The sequence below is a fragment of the Solwaraspora sp. WMMD1047 genome (assembly GCF_029626155.1).
GTDB lineage: Bacteria > Actinomycetota > Actinomycetes > Mycobacteriales > Micromonosporaceae > WMMD1047.
Genome location: NZ_JARUBL010000001.1, coordinates 537761 through 556917, shown reverse-complemented (window position 1 = coordinate 556917; position 19157 = coordinate 537761). Strand labels below are relative to the sequence as shown.

Sequence of the window (19157 nt, the reverse complement as noted above, 5' to 3'; positions counted from 1 at the left end):
GAACGCACCGGCCCCGTGGCGGTCGCTGCTTCAGAACAGCGGCAGCACCCGCTGGGCGATCGCCCGACTGGTGTTGCGGGTGGCCTGGTCCTGAGCCACCGCGAAGTGCTGATCGGTGGGCGCCTGTGGGTACGGCAGGAACACCGAGTGGGAGCCGCCGTCGTTGTTGTACGCCCAACAGTAGAGATGGTAGGTAACTATCTGGCCGGGACTCGGGAGCGGAAGCTCCGGGTCGAAGTCGTACGAGTACACGGTGCAGGACGGAGCCAGCTTCGGGATGATCGCGACGTTCGCGGCCCGCAGGGTGTTCTCCAACGCGTCGGTGGTCAGCCCGGTTCTGGCCCGCGCGACCAGGGCGATCGGGGCGACCACGTTGAGCGCGATACCGAGCTGATCGACCCGGGCCTTGTCGGTGATGGCCGGCAGCAGGCTGTCGATCCGCACCGCGCAGCCGGTCGCGTCCTGCGCGAAGCGCTGCATGTTGTCGGGGGTCATCCGCTCGATGTCGATGAACTCGATGACGGCGTGGTTGGCGCAGGAGCGGGCATCCGCCACCGCGATCGTCTCCATGTGCGCCAGGATGTCGCTGCGCGCCGTGTTCACCGCCGCCAGGATCTGCCGGGTCGCCTCCTGGATCGCCGCCTGGGTACCGTTCGATCCCAGCCATGAGCCGATCGCACCGATCGCCGCGGTTATCACCTTGCCCCAGTCGATCGCCGCGTGCACCGGCCGCGCGCCGAGCGGCAGTGTCACCACGACCGACAGCAGCGCCGCGGTGGCCACCCGCAGCAGTCTTGACCGCATACCTTCTCTCCTTTCACCAGGGGACACCACTGTGGTGTTTGCAACGGGTGCCACGCGCTATCCCGGACGGACAACGATCGATACCGTGTCGACGCCGGTAGCGGAACCGTGCCGACAATGGCGGCCGGACAACACCGGACAGCATTCGGACGTTCGGGGGATGGTGATCGTCAATGGTCGACGACGGACCGGACGAACTCCTGAAACAGCTCTGCCAGGACCTACGTCTGCTGTGGACCCAGGCCGGTGGGCCGAGCCTGCGGATCCTCAGCGCCCGGATCGGGCTGGGGAAGAGCCAGGTCGGGGCCATCCTGAACGGGGAGATCCGACGGCCACCGGACTGGCGGGTGGTGCGCACCCTGATCGAGAGCTGCCGCGACCACGCGCGTGACCACGATCGGATGGCCCGCGTTTCGCTCCGTACCGGAGTCGACGAATACTGGCGCCCGCGCCACGCGATGATCGAACACGCCTTCCGGCAGCCGCGCACCGACGGGCCGGGCCGGGCCACCGGTACGCCCACCCCGGTCCGGCCCGGGTCGGTGCCCCGTCAGCTACCGCTCTCCGTCCGGCAACTCGCCGGCCGGACGGGCGAGCTGGCCACCATGGACGCGCTCGCCGACCGGAACCTCGATCCCGGTACCCCGGCCACGGTGGTGACGATCGACGGGACCGCCGGGATCGGGAAGACCGCGCTCGCGGCCTTCTGGGCGCGCCGGGCGGCCGGGCGGTTCCCGGACGGGCAGCTCTACGCCGACCTCGGCGGGTTCACCCCCGACGGGGGACCGGTCCCGCCGCACGACGTCGTCCGAGGTTTCCTCGGTGCCCTCGGCGTGCCGCCGGGCCGGATTCCGGACGGGCCGGCCGAGCAGGTTGCGCTTTACCGCAGCCTGCTGGCCGATCGGCGGGTGTTGGTGGTGCTGGATAACGCACGCGATTCGCGGCAGTCCCGCCCGCTCCTGCCCAGCGGGACCGGCTGTCTGGTCGTGGTCACCAGCCGGAACCGGCTCACCGGCCTGGTCGCCGCCGAGGGCGCGCACCCGATCACCCTGGATCTGCTGGCGCCCGACGAGGCCCGGGAGTTGCTGGCCAGGCGGATCGGCCCGGACCGGGTGGCCGCCGAACCCGCCGCGGTCGACGAGATCGTCGAACGCTGCGCCCGGCTGCCGCTGGCGCTGGCCATCGTCGCCGCCGGGGCGGTCACCAGACCGGCCCTCCCGCTGGCCGCCTTCGCCGCGCAGTTACGCCAGGCGCCCGACCCGCTGGCCGAGCTGGCCGGTGCCGACCGGGAAGATCCGCGCACGGTCATCTCCTGGTCGTACCGGGCGTTGACCGCCCCGGCGGCACGGTTGTTCCGACTGCTCGGTCTGCACCCCGGGCCGGCTGTCACCCCACCCGCGGCAGCCAGCCTGGCCGGCGTGCCGGTCGAGCAGGTCCGGCCGCTGCTGGCCGAGCTCACCGACGCCCACCTGCTCGCCGAGCAGGACGACGGCCGCTACTGGCGACACGACCTGCTCCACGCGTACGCGATCGAGCTGACCCGCAGCCGCGACGGCGGCGAGGTGCGGGCGGCGGCCCTGCGGCGGCTCCTCGACCACCTGCTGCATTCCGCGTACGCCGCCGCGACGCTCGTTGATCCGAACCGGAGCCCGATCGAGCCGGTCGTCGCCGCTCCGGGCGCCGTGACGCTGCGCTTCGCCGACCTCGACGAGGCACTGGCCTGGTCCGTCCGCGAGTTGCCGGTGCTGCTCGCCGCCGTCCGGCGGGCCGCGGAGTCCCGGCTCGACGCGCACGCCTGGCAGCTGACCTGGGCCTGTGAGCCCGTGTTGCAGCGGCAGGGCGGCCGGCACGACTGGGTGGCGCTGCAGGAGGTGGCACTGGACGCCGCCCGGCGACTCGACGATCCACTCGCCCTCGCGCACGCCCATCGCGGGCTGGCCCGCGCCCACACCGGTCTCGACCGGCACGCGGACGCCCACGCCCACCACCGGGCCGCACTTGACCTGTTCGAACGGATCGGACAGCCGGCTGACGAGGCGTACACAAACCTGAGCCTCAGCCTGGTTTATGAGCGGCAGGGCCGGCACCGGGAGGCGTTGCGGCACAGTCGGCGTTCACTCGTCCTGTTCCGGCGGGCCGGGCACCGCCCCGGGCAGGCCCGCGCCCTCAACGGTCTCGGCTGGCAGCACGCCCTGCTCGGCGAGTACGAACAGGCGCTGGCCTGCTGCCAGCGGGCACTGACCCTACTGACGGAGGTGGGGGACGTGATCGGGCAGGCGCAGACCTGGGACAGCATCGGCTTCGCCGAGCACCACCTGGGCCGACAGCAGCGCGCGATCGACTGTTTCCTGCGGGCGCTGGAGCTGATCCGCGCGGTCGGTGACCGGAACAACGAGGCCGAGATGCTGGTGCACCTCGGCGACGCCCAGTTCGCCGACGGCGCCACCGGGGCCGCCCGCACCTCCTGGCGGCGGGCGCTGCACCTGCTGGACCACCTCGACCACGCCGACGCCGACGCGGTCCGCGCCAGGCTGCAGCGGTCGCCCGGCGACGCTGAGTAGCCGACCACCGCAGATTGCCAGAGTGACCGCATGACCGGTCCTGCGACGACCTGATCGCCGAGCGCTGATCCCGCGCCGGTCTAGCCGAGCCGGACGGAGAGCCCCTTCCCGCCGAACTCGGCGCACACGAAGGCCGGCTGACCTGGTGTGCTGAGCGCCTCGTCATACCGGTAGCCGATGTCGCGGAACTCGCGCAGCGCCGCCTCCGTGTCGGCGACCCGCTCGGTGACCAGCCAGCGGGCGAAGGCGCCGCGGGCGATCTTCGCGTGGACGACGACGAACTTCGGCTGACCCGAGGCCGGATCGAGGGTGAGGAACCGCGGCGTCACCACCCGGGCGGCGTCGACGTGGGCGGTGACGGTGCGGCTGTACTCGTTGGCCGCGAGGTTGACGATGGGACCGGTCGCCGGCAGCGACTCGGCGATCGAGGACCCCCAGAACCGGTAGAGGTTCGCGTACGGGCCGGGCGGCAGCCGGTAGCCCATCTCCAGCCGGTACGGGCTGATCCCGTCGAACGGGCGCAGGATCCCGTACAGGCCGGAGAGGATCCGCAGGTGCCGGTCGGCGTAGCCGCGGTCGGCCGGGGTGAACGAGTCGACCTGCAGGCCGCTGTAGATGTCGCCGACGAAGGTGGCGGCGGCCGGCGTGAGCTGCCGGCCCCAGTCGGCGTACTGCTGACGGGTCTTCGTCGCCAGGTCGGCGGAGACGGTCATGACCCGGGCGAGCTGGTCGCCCGACAGGGTCCGCAGGTAGGTGACGAGTTCCTCGGCGCGGTCAAGCAGGACCGGCACGCCGTTCGGCCCGGCGCCACCGGCCGGCGGGCGCATCGTCTTCGAGCTGTGCACAAGAATGATCATCGGAGTCCGGTGCTGGTCGTCAGGTCTGCCGCCAGACCTGGAAGGTCTGTTGCAGTCGCCAGTCGCCGTCGGGTTGCCGGGCCTCGTTGCGCCAGCGGAACGTGTCGGTGGCGATGTCGGAGAAGGTCCAGCGCAGGTCGCCGCCGTCGAGCACGATCCCGTCGCCCACCTGGGCGGCCAGGAAGGTGTGCACCCGGCGCTTGCCCGGCCCCACCCACGTCGAACGCCACACCCCCGCCCCGGCCGCCGGGTCCGGGAACCGCACGCTGACGCCGTGTTCGACGCCGGGCAGGATCCAGACGTCGGTGGTGGCCAGCCCGCCCAGGGCGTACCCGAAGTGCCACTCGCCCCGGCGGGTGGTGGTGGAGCCGTCGGGGTCGTGGTCGGTGCAGTCCAGCCACCAGGAACCGGCGAACTGTCCGAACAGCCGCAGATCGACACCTTCGGCCGGGCCGTCGGCCTGGAAGGCGGCACCAACGGACGATCTGATCGTCATGCGGAAACGATAGCGAGGCGGCCGGCGGCGTCAGCCGAAGGTGGGCGGCTGGCCGGTCGCCTCCAGCACGGAGAGCCACAAATCGCCGTCCGGGTCGACCTGGTTGCGGGAGCCCACCACCAGCGGCATCGGCACGTGCACGAACCGGCCCCGCCACCGGCCGACCACCAGCTCCGTCCGGCCGGCCATCGCCGCGTGCACGGCGGCGTGCGCGAGCCGGATGCAGTAGACGCTGTCGTACGGGTTCGCCGGCACGCCCCGGATGGTGTAGCTGGGGTCGATGTACTTCAGGCTCGCCTCGACCCCCGCCCCCGCGAACTCGTCGATGATCCGCTGGCGCAGGTAGCGGCCGAAGTCGTGCAGGCGCTGGTTGCCGGAGGCGTCGTGGCCGGCCGGCCCGGTCGCCAGGTGCTCCTGGCCGGCGCCCTCGGCCACCACGATCATCGCGTGTCCCCGGTCGCCCACCCGACGCCGCAGGTGGGCCAGGAATCCGTCCGGGCCGTCCAGCGCGAACGGCACCTCGGGCACCAGGACGTAGTCGGCGTCGTGCGTCGCCAGCGCGGCGTAGCAGGCGATGAAGCCGGAGTGTCGGCCCATCAACTGGACCAGGCCGATCCCGCCGGGAAACGCCGTCGCCTCCACGTGCGCGGCGCGGATCACCTCGGTCGCCTGCCCGACCGCGGTCTGAAAACCAAAACTCTGATCGATGTACGGAATGTCGTTGTCGATGGTCTTCGGCACCCCGACCACGGCGATCCGCCGGCCCCGCCGGGCGACCACCTCGGCGATCCGCACCGCCCCCCGCATCGACCCGTCGCCGCCGATGACGAAGAGGATGTCGATGCCGAGCCGGTCCAGGTTGTCGACGATCTCGTCCGGGTCCTGGTTGCCCCGGGAGGTACCCAGCACGGTGCCGCCGTACTTGTCGATCAGGTCGACGTAGGCCGGGGTCAGCTCCACCGGCGGGTGGTCGTAGCGGGGCACCAGGCCCTGGTAGCCGTTGCGGAAGCCGAGAATGCGGTGCACCCCGTAGTGCGTGGTCAACTGCAGCACCAGCGCCCGGATCACGTTGTTCAGGCCCGGGCAGAGCCCGCCGCAGGTGACGATGCCGACCCGGGTCCGCGCCGGGTCGAAGAAGATCTTCTGGCGCGGGCCGCCGGGCTCGAAGCTGGGCAGCTCCTCGACCGGCACCCCCCGGCCGGACACCATCGTCACGGTGTCGTCGAGCAGCACCCGGTCGGACTCGTCCACATAGTGCTGGCTGGTGTTGCGCCGCTGCAGCAGCCGGGCCAGCGGCGAGTCGATCCGGCACTCGCCGAGGGCGGCGATCTGAAGGCTCGACATGTTTCCATGATCCGGCCGCAGGTTTCACCCGCGTTACCGTCATAGACCACGCCAGCAACCCGTGGAGGTTCGATGCCCGAGCTTCGCAGTAACCAGTGGTACGCCGGCCAGGACCGCAACGCGTACCTGCACCGGGCCTGGATGCGGCGGGGGGTGCCGGGTTCGGCGTTCCAGGGCCGGCCGCAGATCGCGATCGCCAACACCGCCTCCGACCTGACCCCCTGCAACAACCACTTCAACGAGGTCGCCGAGAGCGTCCGGCAGGGGGTCTGGGCGGCCGGCGGCGTACCGCTGAATCTGCCGGTGGTGTCGATCGGCGAGACGCAGGTCCGGCCGACCGCGATGCTCTGGCGCAACATGGCCGCGATGGCCGCCGAGGAGATGCTGCGGGCCAACCCGATCGACGGCGTGGTGCTGCTCGGCGGCTGCGACAAGACGATCCCGGCGCTGCTGATGGCCGCCGCCTCCGTCGACCTGCCGGCGGTGGTGCTGCCCGGTGGCCCGATGCTCACCGGCACCTTCCGGGGCGTCCCGCTGGGCTGCGGCACCGACGTCTGGCGACTCAGCGAGGAGGTCCGCGCCGGCACCCTGACCGAGCAGGCGTTCCTCGACTCGGAGTCGTCGATGATCCGCAGCCGTGGGCACTGCAACACGATGGGTACGGCCTCCACGATGGCGCTGCTCGCCGAGGCGCTCGGCATGGTGCTGCCCGGCACCGCCGGCATCCCCGCCCCGGACAGCCGGCTGCTGGCCCGCGCCCACGACACCGGCCGGCTCGCCGTCGAACTTGTCGAACGGGACGCCCGCCCCAGCCACCTGATGACGACCGGTTCGTTCCACAACGCGATCGTGGCGCTGGCCGCCATCGGCGGTTCCACCAACGCCGTGGTGCACCTGCTCGCCATCGCCGGCCGGCTCGGCGTACCGCTGGGGTTGACCGATTTTGACCGGATCGGCGCGGACGTGCCGCTCCTGGTCGACCTGCAGCCGGCCGGCCGGCACCTGATGGAGGACCTGCACCGGGCCGGCGGGCTGGCTGCCGTACTGCGCGAGGTGGTCGACCTGCTCGACCCGGACGCGCGCACCGTCTCCGGCCAGCCGCTGGTGGCGCACCTGACCGAGGCACAGATCTGGGACCGCGAGGTGATCCGCCCCCGGGCGGAACCGCTCAGGCCGCAGGCCGGCATCGCCGTCCTGCACGGCAACCTGGCCCCGGCCGGCGCCATCATCAAGCCGGCCGCCGCCTCCCCGCACCTGCTGCGGCACCGGGGCCGGGCGGTGGTGTTCGACTCCGTCGAGGACTTCCACGAGCGGATCGACGACCCGGACCTGGACGTGGACGCCGACTCGGTGCTGGTGCTGCGCGGCTGCGGCCCGAAGGGCTACCCGGGGATGCCGGAGGTGGCGAACCTGCCGCTGCCGGCGAAGCTGCTCCAGCAGGGGGTCCGCGACATGGTCCGGATCTGCGACGGGCGGATGAGCGGCACCGCGTACGGGACGGTGGTCCTGCATGTCAGCCCGGAGGCGGCGGCCGGCGGGCCGCTGGACCGGGTCGCCACCGGCGACTGGATCATCCTGGACGTGGAGGGGCGGCGGCTCGACGTGGACGTGCCGCAGGAGGAGCTGGACCGGCGTCCGCCGTCGGCGGCGATGACCGAGCGACTGGCCCGGCCGCAACGCGGCTGGGAGCAGCTCTACGTGCGTACCGTGTTGGGCGCCGACACCGGCGCGGACCTGGACTTCCTGCTGGGTTCCAGCGGCGACCGGGTGGCCCGCGAGTCACACTGACCGCGCGCCACACCGGCCGCCACTGGATCAGAAGTCGTCGGGAGTACGGATCCGGTCCCGGATCCAGGCGCCGGCCGGCTTGAGGTTGGCGGTGCCGGAGAACGCCCCGTCGGCGCAGGTGCCGGTCGTGAAGACGGCGCCGGAGCGGAAGTCGTCGGAGTAGTTCCAGTTCACCCAGCTGATCTTCCGGGCGGCCAGCAGGTCCAGGTAGCGCTGCGCCATCACGAAGTCGTTCGGCCCGTCGCCGGTGTACTCCTGGGTGCCGAACTCGGTGACGAAGAGCGGCAGCCGGTCGGCGGCCGACGAAAGGGTGTCGTAGTAGTAGTCGTCGTGTGAGGCGGCGTAGAAGTGGAAGACGTACATGACGTTGCCGGCGGCCACCGGGTTCGCGGCGATCACGTCGGCGCCGCCACCCGAGCCGGAGGCGCCGAGCGAGGACCAGTCGGGGGTGCCGACCAGGACCACCGCGTCGGCGTCGCGGGTGCGGATCACCGGGATGATCTGGTCCGCGTACGTCTTGATTGTCGCCCAGGTCACGCCGCTCGGCTCGTTGGCGATCTCGTAGAGGACGTTGGGCTTGTCGCGGTGCCGCTCGGCGATCTCGGCGAAGAAGGTGCGGGCCCCGGCGAGGTTCGCGTTCGGGTCGCCCGGGGTGAGCATGTGCCAGTCGACGATGGCGTACATGCCACGCTCGGTGGCGAGTTCGATGTACTCGTGCACCAGGTCGGTGAACCCGCGCGGGTCGGTTTCGTAGCCGCCCTCCTGGATGTACATCGAGATCCGGAGTACGTCGGCGTTCCACTCGTCGGCCAGCACGTCGAGCGAGTCCGTGGTGGCGCAGTTGGCGTACCACTGCAGGCCGTGGGTGCTCATGCCGCGTAGCTGGATCGGCTTGCCGTTGCGGTTGCAGAGCTGCCGGCCGCAGACCCGCAGTTGCCCGTTGGCGGCGACCGGCGTGCCAGGTTGGGCGGTGGGGGTCGGGGTCGGCGGCGGGGTCGCGGTCGGGGTCGGGGTGGGTGGCAGGGTCGGGGTCGGCGGCGGGGTGGTCGGGGTGGGGCCGCCGGCGCAGGGCTGACCGTTGAGTAGGCAGCCGGTGGGGCTGCCGGGGCCGCCGCCGATGAACCCGAAGGTGACCGAGGCGCCGGGCGCGAGGTTCCCGTTCCAGCCCAGGTTGGTGAAGGTGTAGCGCTGCCCGCTGCGGGTCATCGCCGCTTCCCAGTGGGACCCGATGGTGGTGCCGGCCGGCAGGTCGAACTGCACCCGCCAGGAGCTGAACGTGCTGGTCCCGCCGTTGGTGACGGTGTAGCGGCCCTGCCAGCCCGATCCCCAGTCGGAGACCTTGACGAAGGTGGCGGTCGGCGTGGTCGCGGCCGCCGCGGCGCCGGTCAGCGGCACCGCCGCGAGCGCGGCGAGCAGCCCGGTCGCCAGCAGCGCCTTGCCTGTGCGCAACACGTTCCCCTCCAACAGCGTATGCAGAGATTAACCGTCATCGAACTATAAGGACGCTTAACAATCTTCGCAACGGGAGCGGCGCGGCGGGGAACCTTTCGGGGCGCCCGGGAGTGGGATGGGTGGAGAGGGGAGGCGCCGTTGTCCCGGGAGAGCGTCGTCGGCGAGGTCTACAGCGGATGTTTCCGCCGGCTCGTGGTGCAACTGTACGCCGTCACCGGCGACCTGAACGAAGCCCAGGAGGCCGTTCAGGAGGCGTTCATCCGGGCCCTGAACTCGCCCCGGCGCTTCGCCGACCTCGACAACCCCGAAGCCTGGCTGCGCCGGGTCGCCGTGAACGTCGCCCGCAGCCGGCACCGCCGACGCCGGACGCTCGACACGCTGCTGCGCCGGCTCGGCCCACCGCCGGTCGTCGCCGACATGTCGCCCGACCATGTGGCCCTGATGACCGCGATGCGCGCGTTGCCGCTCGGCCAACGACACGCCCTGGCCCTGCACTACCTGGCCGACCTGCCCGTGGACGAGGTAGCCCGGTCGCTCGGCGTTTCCGCGGGAACCGTCAAGTCTCGGCTGTCCCGGGGCCGGCGGGCACTCGCCCTGCTACTCACCGATTCCACCCTCGCTGGGAGTACCGATGTCCGATCCTGACACCTGCCCGGCCCGGTTCCGTGCCAGCGCATTCGATGCGGAGACCATCGGGCGGACCGTCCGGCAGCCGCCACTGGACGACCTGCAACGGTCCGCGACGAAACGCCGGCGACGGCGGGTCTCCGCCGCCGCCCTGACCGTTGTCGTCGGGCTGCTCGGAGTCGTCATCGTTCCGCTGGCCGCCGGGCCCGGTGCGAACTGGACCGGCCCGAAGCCGACCGTCGGTCCACCGGCCCGGGACGGCGTCAGCGACCTGATCGTGTTGGACGCGACCACGGCAGTCGCTGTGATCGAGTACGACTGGTGCGGGATGAGCTTCGCCGTCACGCACGACCGTGGCGTCACCTGGTCGGACTGGCGCCAGTTCGACCGCCGGGCGGCGTGCCGCCGCAACGAAAAGGGCGACTTCGCCTCGGATGTGCGGTACCACCCCCTCGACGCGCGCACCTTCCTCGTCTCCATCGACGGAAGCTCCTATCTCTCCCGCGACGCCGGCCAGACGTGGCTGGACGCCGACTCGTCCATCACCACCGTCGACGCGTTCCCGCCCTCGGCGGTACCCGTGGCCTGCCAGGTCGGCTGTCACGGCGTACCCGAGCCCCTCGCCGTCGACCCGGTGACGGCGGCGGTCTACCGGCTACGCGGCGAACCACCGTCACCGCACAAGCTGATGAGCATGTACGTGAGCTGGGATGGAACGCTCTGGGCCAGCTACTACCCGGGCGCCATCGACAAGTCGTCTGTGATAGCACGCAGCGCCGACCGGGGTGCCACCTGGCGGTCCTTCACCGCACCCGAGGGGACGAACACGATCGGCGTGGCGGCCAGTGACTACCTGGTCGCCTACCTGCTGGTCGAGCCCCGCCCCGATCCGGCGAGCCAGCAGGGCGGGGACCGGACGGGTATCCGGTCCCGACTGCTGCGAACCACCGACGGGGGTCGCAACTGGGAGGAAATCACCACCGACCTACCCTCGACCAGCCTGGTCCGCCCGTTCACCCTTGGCCTGAACCAGTCACTGCTGGTCGGCGACATCGCCGGGCTCGGTGGTGTCCTCTGGACGAGCCGCGACGGTGGCCGGCACTTCGAGCGGGGCCCGGTGACGACGGCCGCCTACTTCAGCGCCGCGCCCGGCCGGATCTGGCTGATGTTGAGAGACGAAGCACTGGTGAGCATCGACGGAATCAACTGGGACACGCTGCCGCTGCCCGGGTAACGGCCGGACCGAGCCCGCCGTCAGACGTCCGCCGGTCTCGCCACGTCGGTGGCGGCGTTCGCGGCCCGTTCGTCCCAGGGCGACACCGGCCCGCCGCGCGGGCGGGGGGCGGCGACATCGGCCAGCGGCACGTACACCCGGGCGTCCACCGCCTCCCCCCAGAGCAGCGCCGCGACCAGACTGGTAGGTCGCTGGTCGGGATCGCGGGACAACGACCGGCGGCACATCTCGGCCACATCGGCCGGCAGCCCGTCGATCGACGGCAGCGGATCGGGGGCAAGATGTTGCGGCGGTCGGAACTGGCCGGGCTCGATGGGCCACGGCAGCCGGCCGGCGAGGCAGAGGTGCAGCAGCACCCCGACGGCGAAACTGTCACTGGCCGGGGTGGCCGGACCGCCGTCCCACCGTTCCGGCGCGACGAACGCCGGCGTGCCGGGCAGGGTGCCGTTCGGGTCGGTCTCCTCCCAGCCGGCGGCAGCGGCGATCCCGAAGTCGAGGACCTTCGCCCCGCTCGGGGTGAGCATCACGTTGGCCGGCTTGATGTCGCGGTGCACGATGCCGTGCGCGTGCGCGGCGGCCAGCGCGGCGCTGACCTCGGCGCAGATCCGGACGGCGATCCGCCAGTCCAGCGGTCCCGCCACAAGGTGCGCCGACAGGGTCTCCCCCTCGACCAGCTCCATCACGATGTACGGCACCTCGGTGCCCGACGGGCGGGTGGCCAGGCCGAAGTCGTGCACACTCGCCACGTTCGGATGAACCAGCCGGGCCGCCGCCCGCGCCTCCCACCGCACCTGCTCCAGCGTCACGCCGTCCGCCTGGTGCGGGGCGATCAGCTTCACCGCGACCGGTCGGTCCAACACCAGGTCGTGGGCGCGCCAGACCTCCGACATCCCGCCGACACCGATTCGCTGTACGAGCCGGTAGCGCCCGCCCAGCGTACGCATGACCAAATCCCCCTCGCCGCCATCCCCTGGGGATCTTCGGTACCCCGGCGGCAAGCTGGCGAAACCGTCACCCGGTCGCGGTGGCCACCTGCCGGACGCTGCTGAGCACCGCGTCGATGATGCCGTACTCCTTTGCCTGTTCCGGGGTGAACCAGCGGTCCCGGTCGGAGTCCCGCTCGATCTCCTCGACCGACCGCCCGGTGTGGAAGGCGATCCGCTCCCGCAGCGTCCGCTTGGCGTGCAGCAGGTTCTCGGTCTGGGTCCGGATGTCGCTCACCGTCCCGCCGAAGCCGCCGGACGGCTGATGCATCATGATCCGGGCGTGCGGCAGGGCGTACCGCTTGCCGGCCGTGCCGGCGCAGAGCAGGAACTGCCCCATCGAGCCGGCCGCGCCGACCGCGATGGTGGCGACGTCGTTGCGGATGAACCGCATCGCGTCGTAGATGGCCAGCCCGCCGCTGACCGAGCCGCCGGGCGAGTTGATGAAGAACTGGATGTCCTGTGCGCCGTCGGCGGCGAGCAGCAGCAGCTGCGCGCAGATGGCGTTCGCCACCGGCTCGGTGACCTCGCCGCGGAGGAAGATGATCCGCTCGCGCAGCAGCCGGTCGAAGATCTCCTCGTCGAACGGTGACGGCGCCTCGGCCACCGCCCGGGCCGTCGGGCTGCCGACCAGGAGCGGAAGCGCCGACACCCGTGCGGTTCTCGACGGGTTCGCGGGGGTCTTCGGCGGGATCGCAGGGGTTCTCGTCGGGATCGCGCGCATCGTCACGCCCTCCAGTCAGCCGGTGGGCGAGCGGGCGCTCACCCGGGGATCGACCCCGCAAGCGTCCGGCCGACCAGGGCTCCGGATGGCACGATTCTCCGCGGGGCAGATCTGCCGTCAGCAGACCCGCAGGTGATCTGGTGGCTGACCAGCAGATCGGTGCGCGGCCGACGGTCCGGGACCGGCTGGGCCGGTGGCGGCTGCTCGGGTGCCCGGAAGCCGATCAGCATCGGCGCCCGGCTGGGCGTGGAGCGCAGCAGCTCCTCGCGCGCCTGGTCGAGCAGGTCGGCCAGGGTCAGGCCGAGGGCCCGGCAGATGCCGGCCAGGATCTCCGAGGAGACCTCCTTGCGGCCCCGCTCGACCTCGGAGAGGTACGGCACCGAGAGCCCGGCGTCGTCGGCGACCTGCCGCAGGGTGCGTCCCTGCCGCAGCCGCGCCCGCCGGAGCACCATCCCGATCACCCGCCGCAACAGCGCCATCCCGGCCTCCTGTCCGCCGCTCCCTCGGCGACGTGCCAACCCCGATCGTGTCATCCCGACGTCGATTTCCCCACCCCCGACGCCTACCGCACCGCAGCAGGCGCGGATACCGCCCGAATCGCCGACGGTGAGACGCTGCGATGCCGCTGGAGCGACGATAGAACGTCTCAACACTTGCGCTAACCCCAATCGAGGGGTGCGGGGCCATGGGGGCAGACAAGGAGGGGCCTGTCGATGTCCGCGCGTCCTCGACCTGGTTGTGACGCACGCTCATCGAACCCAACTCCGGGCGAATGGTTGATGATCTGAGCGCCACTGCTGTTAAACGTCACCGATAACAGCAGTGGCGCTCAGATCATCGAGGGATCGCGGCGGGTGGCTGGGTGAGTTGTCGATTTGCGGCTTTTGCGCACTGGGGTATCGGACGGTGGGCCTGGCGGTGGCGGGCCGGGCTGGCCTGCGGTCGGTCGGCGAACAGCTGGTCAATGGCCGCCGATGCTGCGGAGGATGCGGGCGACGGCGCCACCGACTCGGGGACGGCGGACGAGCTGGCCGGTCCAGCGCTGTGCCCAGTCGAGCTGGTGGCAGCTGCCGTCGGGGTCGCACTCACCGCACCGGCGCCCGTCGCGGTGCGCGTTCAGGGTCCTCGCCGCCGCTTCGGCCAGGGCTGCCGGTGACGGTGGCCCGTCGTCCATGCCGGTCATCAGATGACCTCGATCTCGACCTGGCGGCCATCGCGGGTAAGCAGGACGACGGCGCCGCCGGCGTCGGCGTACCGGGCCAGTCTGCCGGCGGTTCGCAGCGCCCGGTTGATGGCGTCGGTCTTGCTCTGCGGGCCGGCGGCGGCCAAGGCGTCGAGGGCGGTGACGGCGCGGGGTGTCAGGTTCACGGTGACCCTGGTCAGGCCGTCAGGTTCCGGGCCGCTCACGTCGGCTCCTCGGTGAGCACGCGAATCTGCTCGACGGTGCGGTCGGACCAGGCCCGAAGCCGGCGCATCGTGTCCTGCCGCGCCCGCTCGACCTCCGGCCGCAGGAGGGCGTGGTCGAGCCATTCGCGGACAGCCGCGTCGTCCAGGTCGGCGCGGTGCCGTTCAGCGGCGGCACGCAGCTCGTCGAGCGTGCGTGGCCGGCGAGCGTCCAACGGGTCCATCGCGCCTCCCTGGTCGGGGGCGCGGTGCCGGGTGGATCTCAGGGGGAGGCCCGGCACCGCGCCGCTCGTGCGGGACGCGGTCACGCGGCGGGTCACTTGCCGATGAAGCCGCGCTAGCATCGCGCCCTGACCCGTAGCCTTGCCCTCACGCAATGCAATGGGCAGTAGGGCGGCGTCCTCTGACCGTCCGCACCGGCAAACCAGGGTGTCCGCGGACAGCGGCGCGACCGCTAACAGGCTGAGTGGGCGATGATCTCGCGTAACTCGGCCACGCACGGCAGGGCTGCGTGTGGCTCAAGTCGGGCGGCGAGCGACTGGATGCGCTGGACCGGCCGGATCGACCCGAGTCCACCACCCAGCCGGACCGCCCGCGCTGCCGTAACGCACGCCTGCTCCACCTCGTTGGCGTCGAGATAGGCGTCCGCAAGCCAGGACAGGTACAGCGCCTTCTCGCGTGCCCGGAGGTCTTCGTACTCGGACAGGACGGTTTCGAGGATGGGGATCGCGCGCAGTGGACGGCGTAGCACAGTCCAGCATCGACCGGTCATGATCTCGGCCTCGGCCCGGTCGACCCAGTACACCCAGTCCGGTTCGGGCCGGCCGTTGACCTCGGTCAGGCGCATCGACCCGATGTCGAGATGCCGCTCGACCTCGCCCGGCTGGCCGTTCATCGCGCTCACCCAGGCTCGCCGGAAGGCGAAGAGTGCGCGCACTCCAGGGGTCGCCTCCGCGCCGGCGGCGTCGTCCGCCGCGCTGGCGAGCTCCGCCGCCGCCGGTAGGTCGGTGGTGTCCTGGTAGGCAAGGCACGCCAGGGCGTTGCCGGCCAGCGACCGGTCCCCAGCGTCTCGGGCCGCAGCGAGGCTGACCCGATTGAGGCGATCGGCATCGCCGCTGCGGCCGGAGTCGAACGCGGCCCAGGCCGCGAGCTGCGCCAGTTCGCCCACGACCGTCAGCAGCGCTCGGCGGGTCTCGTCGGTGTGCGTGCCGTCCTGGACCAGCCGGACCGCCGAGTCCAGCTCAGCGACGTACATCCCGTACGTGTCCGCCCCGCCGAGGTAGTCGTCGAGTCGCCGCAGGCGCGCCGTTCGCTCGGCCAGTTGGCGCGGCACCTCAGCGCCGACCTGGCGGCCGTGAGCAAGGATCGTCCCCGGCATGGCGGCAGCGAGGCTGGCCCGGGCGATCACTTCTCGGCGGCGCAATCCAGCCGGCACCAACGCGGCCAGTTCGCCGCGCGCGTCAAGAGCTTCGTCGATGCGCTCCGCCGCCTGCTCGGTCGGCTGCTTGGCGCCGGTCTCCAACTCGTGCAGGTAGCTCTTTCCGTAGATCGCGATCCGCGCCAACGTGCGCAGCGAGAGGCCGCGCTCAATTCGTAGTGCGCGCATCCGGGCGGCGAACGACTGCTCAATGTGCGACATGGAGGACGCTCCCAGGTAGAGGCTGGGCGGCGGTGCGCCGGGGCCTCTACTCCCGGCGCCCGCCAGGTTCGACGGTACACCGAGCAAGACGACGGTTACGCAGCGCCATCACGACCCAACACCCGCCTGGGCATTCCCGTTGCTCGGGACGCTCAGGACGTTCTCGCAGGTAGCGGGCTATTTGAGCCCCCGGCCGGGCTCGAACCGGCGACATCTCGCTTACAAGGCGAGTGCTCTGGCCAACTGAGCTACAGGGGCGCGTGTGGTGGCCAGCATAGCCATTACCCGTACGAAGGCACGGGAAGGACCGATCCCGAGGTGGGGATCGTGGCGACACTGAAGGCGTTTGATGTCTCGCCGTGCCCGGATGACCGAAATGTACACGGGATCTGATCTCAAGAACAGGGCCCCGGCCTTGGCAGGGTGAGCAAACCCGTTTACCGTGGCGTGACACGGGCGACACCCGTGCCTGCCGTCGGCAGGCCGGGAGACGCTCGCCGGGCCGGCGCGACACGCGCCGGTCGCTCCTTCACTCGGATCGTCCGGCACGTTCCTGCCGGTGAAAGGAAGCCCCTCAGCATGGCTACGGTCACCTACTCCCAGGCCACCCGGATCTATCCGGGTACCGAGCGTCCCGCGGTGGACCACCTCGACCTCGAGATCGGCGACGGCGAGTTCCTCGTCCTGGTCGGCCCCTCCGGTTGCGGCAAGTCCACCAGCCTGCGGATGCTCGCCGGCCTGGAGGACGTCGACGACGGCTCGATCTACATCGACAACCGCGACGTCACCCACCTGCCGCCGAAGGCCCGCGACATCGCGATGGTCTTCCAGAACTACGCCCTCTACCCGCACATGACGGTGTACGAGAACATGGCGTTCGCCCTGAAGCTGCGCAAGACCTCCAAGCCGGAGATCGAGCGGCGGGTGAAGGAGGCGGCGGCCCTGCTGCAGCTGGAGGACTACCTCTCCCGCAAGCCGAAGGCGCTCTCCGGCGGTCAGCGCCAGCGGGTCGCGATGGGCCGGGCGATCGTCCGGGAGCCGCAGGTCTTCCTCATGGACGAGCCGCTGTCGAACCTCGACGCCAAGCTGCGGGTGCAGACCCGTACCCAGATCGCCACCCTGCAGGCCAAGCTCGGCATCACCACCGTCTACGTCACCCACGACCAGGTCGAGGCGATGACGATGGGCCACCGGGTGGCGGTCATGCTCGACGGCGTGCTGCAGCAGGTCGACACCCCGCGGGCGCTCTACGACACCCCGTCGAACGTCTTCGTGGCCGGCTTCATCGGCTCCCCGGCGATGAACATCAAGACCGTGCCGCTCACCGAGCAGGGCGGCCTCTTCGCCGACATGACCATCCCGCTGACCCGGGAGCAGATCGCCGCGGCCGACGGCGGCAACGGCAAGGTCACCATCGGCTTCCGGCCGGAGGACTGCGACATGGTCGGCGCGACCGAGGGCGGCATGCCGGTCGTCGTCGAGCTGGTCGAGGACCTGGGCTCGGACGCCAACGTGTACGGCCACGCCGCGATCGAGGGCACCTCGGAGCGGTTCGTGGTCCGCACCGACCGCCGGCACATGCCGAGCATGGGCGACACGGTCTTCGTGAAGCCGCGGCCCGGCCAGAACCACGCCTTCCACGCCGTCAGCGGCGCCCGGATCTGATCTGGTCATCCTGTGACCGCCCGAGGGGCGGCTCCGCCACTGGCGGGGCCGCCCCTCGGTTTATGGGGTGGTGCCGGTCGACCTGACCGGATCAGACCGGGAGTCGGTTGGCCCCGGCCAGGAGCGGGACGGTGACCGGGATGAGGGCGGTCGGCAGGACCGGCCCGTGGCGCAGGGTCGGCTGCCAGCCCGCGTCGGCGCCGAGCGCGGTCTCGTTCGCCGCGTTGTAGGCGGCGAGCAGGCTGGTCGGCCGGGCGGGACCCCGGTAGGTACGCACCCAGCTGCCCTTCTCGGTGAGGGCGGTGCCGCCCCAGTCGTAGAGCAGCGTGGCGGTGTCGACCCCCCGGTCGAGCACGAAGAAGTTGTTCTCCGCGTAGATCGAGGACTGGACGCCGACGCCGATGGCGTACTGGAAGCCCTCGGCCGGGATCCGGTAGTAGTTGTTGTAGAGGTCGATCTGGCCGAACCGGACCCGCGGCAGGCGCTGCAGTCCGCCGTCGAAGACGTTGTGCCGCAGGGTCACGTTGAGCCGGCCGACGTCCGGTCCGACGGTGTTCGACGAGCCGATCAGCAGCATCTTGTCGCGCTCGGCGAACCGGTTGTGCGAGACGGTGACCAGGCTGGCGGTGTGGGTGATGTCCAGGGCGCCGTCGTGCACCTGGTAGGGCCGGCCGAAGCGGAGCGGCTGGGCGCTGTCCGGGTTGTCGCCGTCGCTGAAGGTGTTGTGGTCGACCCAGACGTTCTCGCTGCGGCGCACCGAGAGCAGGTCGAACTGGGAGTTCCAGTTGCCCGCCTCGCCGTCGGTCGGCGACCAGGCCGGGAAGCAGTCCCGGGCGTCCGCGAAGTTGATGTTGCGGACGATGACGTTGTTCGCGGTGTCGACCATCAGGGTCAGGCCGGTGACGGTGGCCCCGCGCAGCCCGATGAGCGTGGTGTTCGGCCCGACGTTGATCTGCGTGTGCCGGGTCTGGTTCGCCACCGACCGCACCCGGGCCTGCTCCAGCGGCCCGCTCGGCGCCACCCGCCCCCAGACCGCCGGGTCGTAGGTGGCCAGGTAGGCGTCCAGACTGTATTCGGGATCGGCCAGTCCGGCGCAGCCGTCGACCCCCTCGAAACCGTCGATGGTGCCCTTGAGATAGATGATTTTCGGGGTGGCGTTGCTCCGGTTGGTGGCGTTGTCGCCGCCGAGGGCGGCCACCAGTTCGGCGCGGCTGCCGACGATGTGGACCTGGTCGGCCGCCGCCGCCGAACCACCGGTCGTGCCGGGGCCGGCGGCGGCCCAGCCATCGTTGGCCGGCAACGCCTGCCGGCCCAGCAAACGAGCTCCCCAGGACAGGCGGTCCCGGTCCCCGCCCGCGGTGACGGCCGTCGCCGGCACCACCGCGAGGACCGTTCCCACCAGCACGGCAGTCAATCTGCCAAATCGCATCGCACTCTCCGTGTCTGCCTATCGTTCGCTGGATCTCGTAACGAGTACGAAATCTTCGAGACAATCAGAACGTTAGGTATCAACGATGAAGAGTGTCAATAATCTGCGTTTGCAGATAAGTTGCAGTGAATGCGGGCGATCGCCATTACC

Annotated in this window: 17 protein-coding genes, 1 tRNA gene and 1 pseudogene; 5 read left to right on the top strand and 14 right to left on the bottom strand. The window is 71.2% G+C overall.

The window, feature by feature from the left end:
* Positions 1-30: 30 nt before the first annotated feature.
* Entirely contained in the window at positions 31-804 is a 774-nt protein-coding gene (locus O7627_RS02580; RefSeq protein ID WP_278091894.1) for a hypothetical protein, read from the bottom strand.
* Positions 805-977: 173 nt separating this feature from the next.
* On the opposite strand from O7627_RS02580, the gene O7627_RS02575 reads away from it, so the two are divergent.
* Positions 978-3365 carry a tetratricopeptide repeat protein gene (locus O7627_RS02575; RefSeq protein WP_278091893.1) on the top strand — a complete coding sequence of 796 codons (2388 nt, stop codon included), beginning with the start codon at positions 978-980 and terminating at the stop codon, positions 3363-3365.
* A gap of 80 nt (positions 3366-3445) precedes the next feature.
* Here O7627_RS02575 and O7627_RS02570 read toward each other — a convergent pair whose 3' ends face one another.
* The 3 genes from O7627_RS02570 to O7627_RS02560 are packed head-to-tail and all read right to left on the bottom strand — an operon-like array spanning position 3446 to position 6062.
* Positions 3446-4222 carry a YaaA family protein gene (locus O7627_RS02570; protein ID WP_278091892.1) on the bottom strand — a complete coding sequence of 259 codons (777 nt, stop codon included), beginning with the start codon at positions 4220-4222 and terminating at the stop codon, positions 3446-3448.
* 19 nt (positions 4223-4241) lie between these two features.
* Complete coding sequence (locus O7627_RS02565; protein ID WP_278091891.1) at positions 4242-4718, bottom strand: hypothetical protein; 477 nt, start codon at positions 4716-4718, stop codon at positions 4242-4244.
* A gap of 30 nt (positions 4719-4748) precedes the next feature.
* Positions 4749-6062 (bottom strand): ATP-dependent 6-phosphofructokinase, encoded by a 1314-nt coding sequence (locus O7627_RS02560; RefSeq protein WP_278091890.1) that lies wholly within the window; start codon positions 6060-6062, stop codon positions 4749-4751.
* A gap of 72 nt (positions 6063-6134) precedes the next feature.
* Here O7627_RS02560 and O7627_RS02555 point away from each other — a divergent pair, with 72 nt between their 5' ends.
* Positions 6135-7850, top strand: a complete 1716-nt coding sequence (locus O7627_RS02555) for an IlvD/Edd family dehydratase (protein ID WP_278091889.1) — start codon at positions 6135-6137, stop codon at positions 7848-7850.
* Between the two features lie 27 nt (positions 7851-7877).
* On the opposite strand, the gene O7627_RS02550 is transcribed toward O7627_RS02555, so the two are convergent.
* A complete protein-coding gene (locus O7627_RS02550) occupies positions 7878-9266 on the bottom strand; it encodes a cellulase family glycosylhydrolase (protein ID WP_278098126.1) in 1389 nt (462 codons plus the stop codon).
* Between the two features lie 174 nt (positions 9267-9440).
* On the opposite strand from O7627_RS02550, the gene O7627_RS02545 reads away from it, so the two are divergent.
* Positions 9441-9947 (top strand): sigma-70 family RNA polymerase sigma factor, encoded by a 507-nt coding sequence (locus tag O7627_RS02545; protein ID WP_278091888.1) that lies wholly within the window; start codon positions 9441-9443, stop codon positions 9945-9947.
* Positions 9934-11163 (top strand): hypothetical protein, encoded by a 1230-nt coding sequence (locus tag O7627_RS02540; protein WP_278091887.1) that lies wholly within the window; start codon positions 9934-9936, stop codon positions 11161-11163. The genes O7627_RS02545 and O7627_RS02540 overlap by 14 nt, the downstream gene beginning before the upstream one ends.
* A gap of 20 nt (positions 11164-11183) precedes the next feature.
* On the opposite strand, the gene O7627_RS02535 is transcribed toward O7627_RS02540, so the two are convergent.
* The 8 genes and pseudogenes from O7627_RS02535 to O7627_RS02500 form a co-directional block, all read right to left on the bottom strand.
* On the bottom strand, positions 11184-12107 hold the full coding sequence (locus O7627_RS02535) for a serine/threonine-protein kinase (RefSeq protein WP_278091886.1): 924 nt from the start codon (positions 12105-12107) through the stop codon (positions 11184-11186).
* Between the two features lie 67 nt (positions 12108-12174).
* A complete protein-coding gene (locus O7627_RS02530) occupies positions 12175-12753 on the bottom strand; it encodes an ATP-dependent Clp protease proteolytic subunit (protein WP_278098125.1) in 579 nt (192 codons plus the stop codon).
* Between the two features lie 368 nt (positions 12754-13121).
* Positions 13122-13349, bottom strand: a pseudogene (locus O7627_RS02525) (helix-turn-helix transcriptional regulator); the annotation flags it as partial.
* 482 nt (positions 13350-13831) lie between these two features.
* Positions 13832-14053, bottom strand: coding sequence for a hypothetical protein (locus O7627_RS02520; protein ID WP_278091885.1), 222 nt, complete (start codon positions 14051-14053; stop codon positions 13832-13834).
* The gene (locus tag O7627_RS02515; protein WP_278091884.1) at positions 14053-14277 is read right to left on the bottom strand and encodes a hypothetical protein; all 225 of its coding nucleotides are present in this window, start codon (positions 14275-14277) and stop codon (positions 14053-14055) included. Before O7627_RS02515 ends, O7627_RS02520 begins: the two co-directional genes overlap by 1 nt.
* A complete protein-coding gene (locus O7627_RS02510) occupies positions 14274-14498 on the bottom strand; it encodes a hypothetical protein (protein WP_278091883.1) in 225 nt (74 codons plus the stop codon). The genes O7627_RS02515 and O7627_RS02510 overlap by 4 nt, the downstream gene beginning before the upstream one ends.
* A 230-nt stretch (positions 14499-14728) precedes the next feature.
* Entirely contained in the window at positions 14729-15913 is a 1185-nt protein-coding gene (locus O7627_RS02505) for a helix-turn-helix domain-containing protein (RefSeq protein ID WP_278091882.1), read from the bottom strand.
* A gap of 184 nt (positions 15914-16097) precedes the next feature.
* A tRNA-Thr gene (locus tag O7627_RS02500) sits at positions 16098-16171 on the bottom strand.
* Positions 16172-16492: 321 nt separating this feature from the next.
* Here O7627_RS02500 and ugpC point away from each other — a divergent pair.
* Complete coding sequence (gene ugpC, locus O7627_RS02495) at positions 16493-17578, top strand: sn-glycerol-3-phosphate ABC transporter ATP-binding protein UgpC (RefSeq protein ID WP_278091881.1); 1086 nt, start codon at positions 16493-16495, stop codon at positions 17576-17578.
* Positions 17579-17669: 91 nt separating this feature from the next.
* Here the strand turns inward: ugpC and O7627_RS02490 are convergent, their stop codons facing one another.
* Positions 17670-19007, bottom strand: a complete 1338-nt coding sequence (locus O7627_RS02490; protein ID WP_278091880.1) for a pectate lyase — start codon at positions 19005-19007, stop codon at positions 17670-17672.
* Positions 19008-19157 lie beyond the last annotated feature (150 nt).

What these genes read in the sequence shown, in the direction of transcription:
- ugpC (WP_278091881.1), top strand. Translation starts at nt 16,493, where the DNA reads ATGGCTACGGTCACCTACTCCCAGGCCACCCGGATCTATCCGGGTACC.
- O7627_RS02505 (WP_278091882.1), bottom strand. Translation starts at nt 15,913, where the DNA reads ATGTCGCACATTGAGCAGTCGTTCGCCGCCCGGATGCGCGCACTACGA.
- O7627_RS02555 (WP_278091889.1), top strand. Translation starts at nt 6,135, where the DNA reads ATGCCCGAGCTTCGCAGTAACCAGTGGTACGCCGGCCAGGACCGCAAC.
- O7627_RS02510 (WP_278091883.1), bottom strand. Translation starts at nt 14,498, where the DNA reads ATGGACCCGTTGGACGCTCGCCGGCCACGCACGCTCGACGAGCTGCGT.
- O7627_RS02570 (WP_278091892.1), bottom strand. Translation starts at nt 4,222, where the DNA reads ATGATCATTCTTGTGCACAGCTCGAAGACGATGCGCCCGCCGGCCGGT.
- O7627_RS02535 (WP_278091886.1), bottom strand. Translation starts at nt 12,107, where the DNA reads ATGCGTACGCTGGGCGGGCGCTACCGGCTCGTACAGCGAATCGGTGTC.
- O7627_RS02565 (WP_278091891.1), bottom strand. Translation starts at nt 4,718, where the DNA reads ATGACGATCAGATCGTCCGTTGGTGCCGCCTTCCAGGCCGACGGCCCG.
- O7627_RS02575 (WP_278091893.1), top strand. Translation starts at nt 978, where the DNA reads ATGGTCGACGACGGACCGGACGAACTCCTGAAACAGCTCTGCCAGGAC.
- O7627_RS02540 (WP_278091887.1), top strand. Translation starts at nt 9,934, where the DNA reads ATGTCCGATCCTGACACCTGCCCGGCCCGGTTCCGTGCCAGCGCATTC.
- O7627_RS02580 (WP_278091894.1), bottom strand. Translation starts at nt 804, where the DNA reads ATGCGGTCAAGACTGCTGCGGGTGGCCACCGCGGCGCTGCTGTCGGTC.
- O7627_RS02520 (WP_278091885.1), bottom strand. Translation starts at nt 14,053, where the DNA reads ATGACCGGCATGGACGACGGGCCACCGTCACCGGCAGCCCTGGCCGAA.
- O7627_RS02560 (WP_278091890.1), bottom strand. Translation starts at nt 6,062, where the DNA reads ATGTCGAGCCTTCAGATCGCCGCCCTCGGCGAGTGCCGGATCGACTCG.
- O7627_RS02490 (WP_278091880.1), bottom strand. Translation starts at nt 19,007, where the DNA reads ATGCGATTTGGCAGATTGACTGCCGTGCTGGTGGGAACGGTCCTCGCG.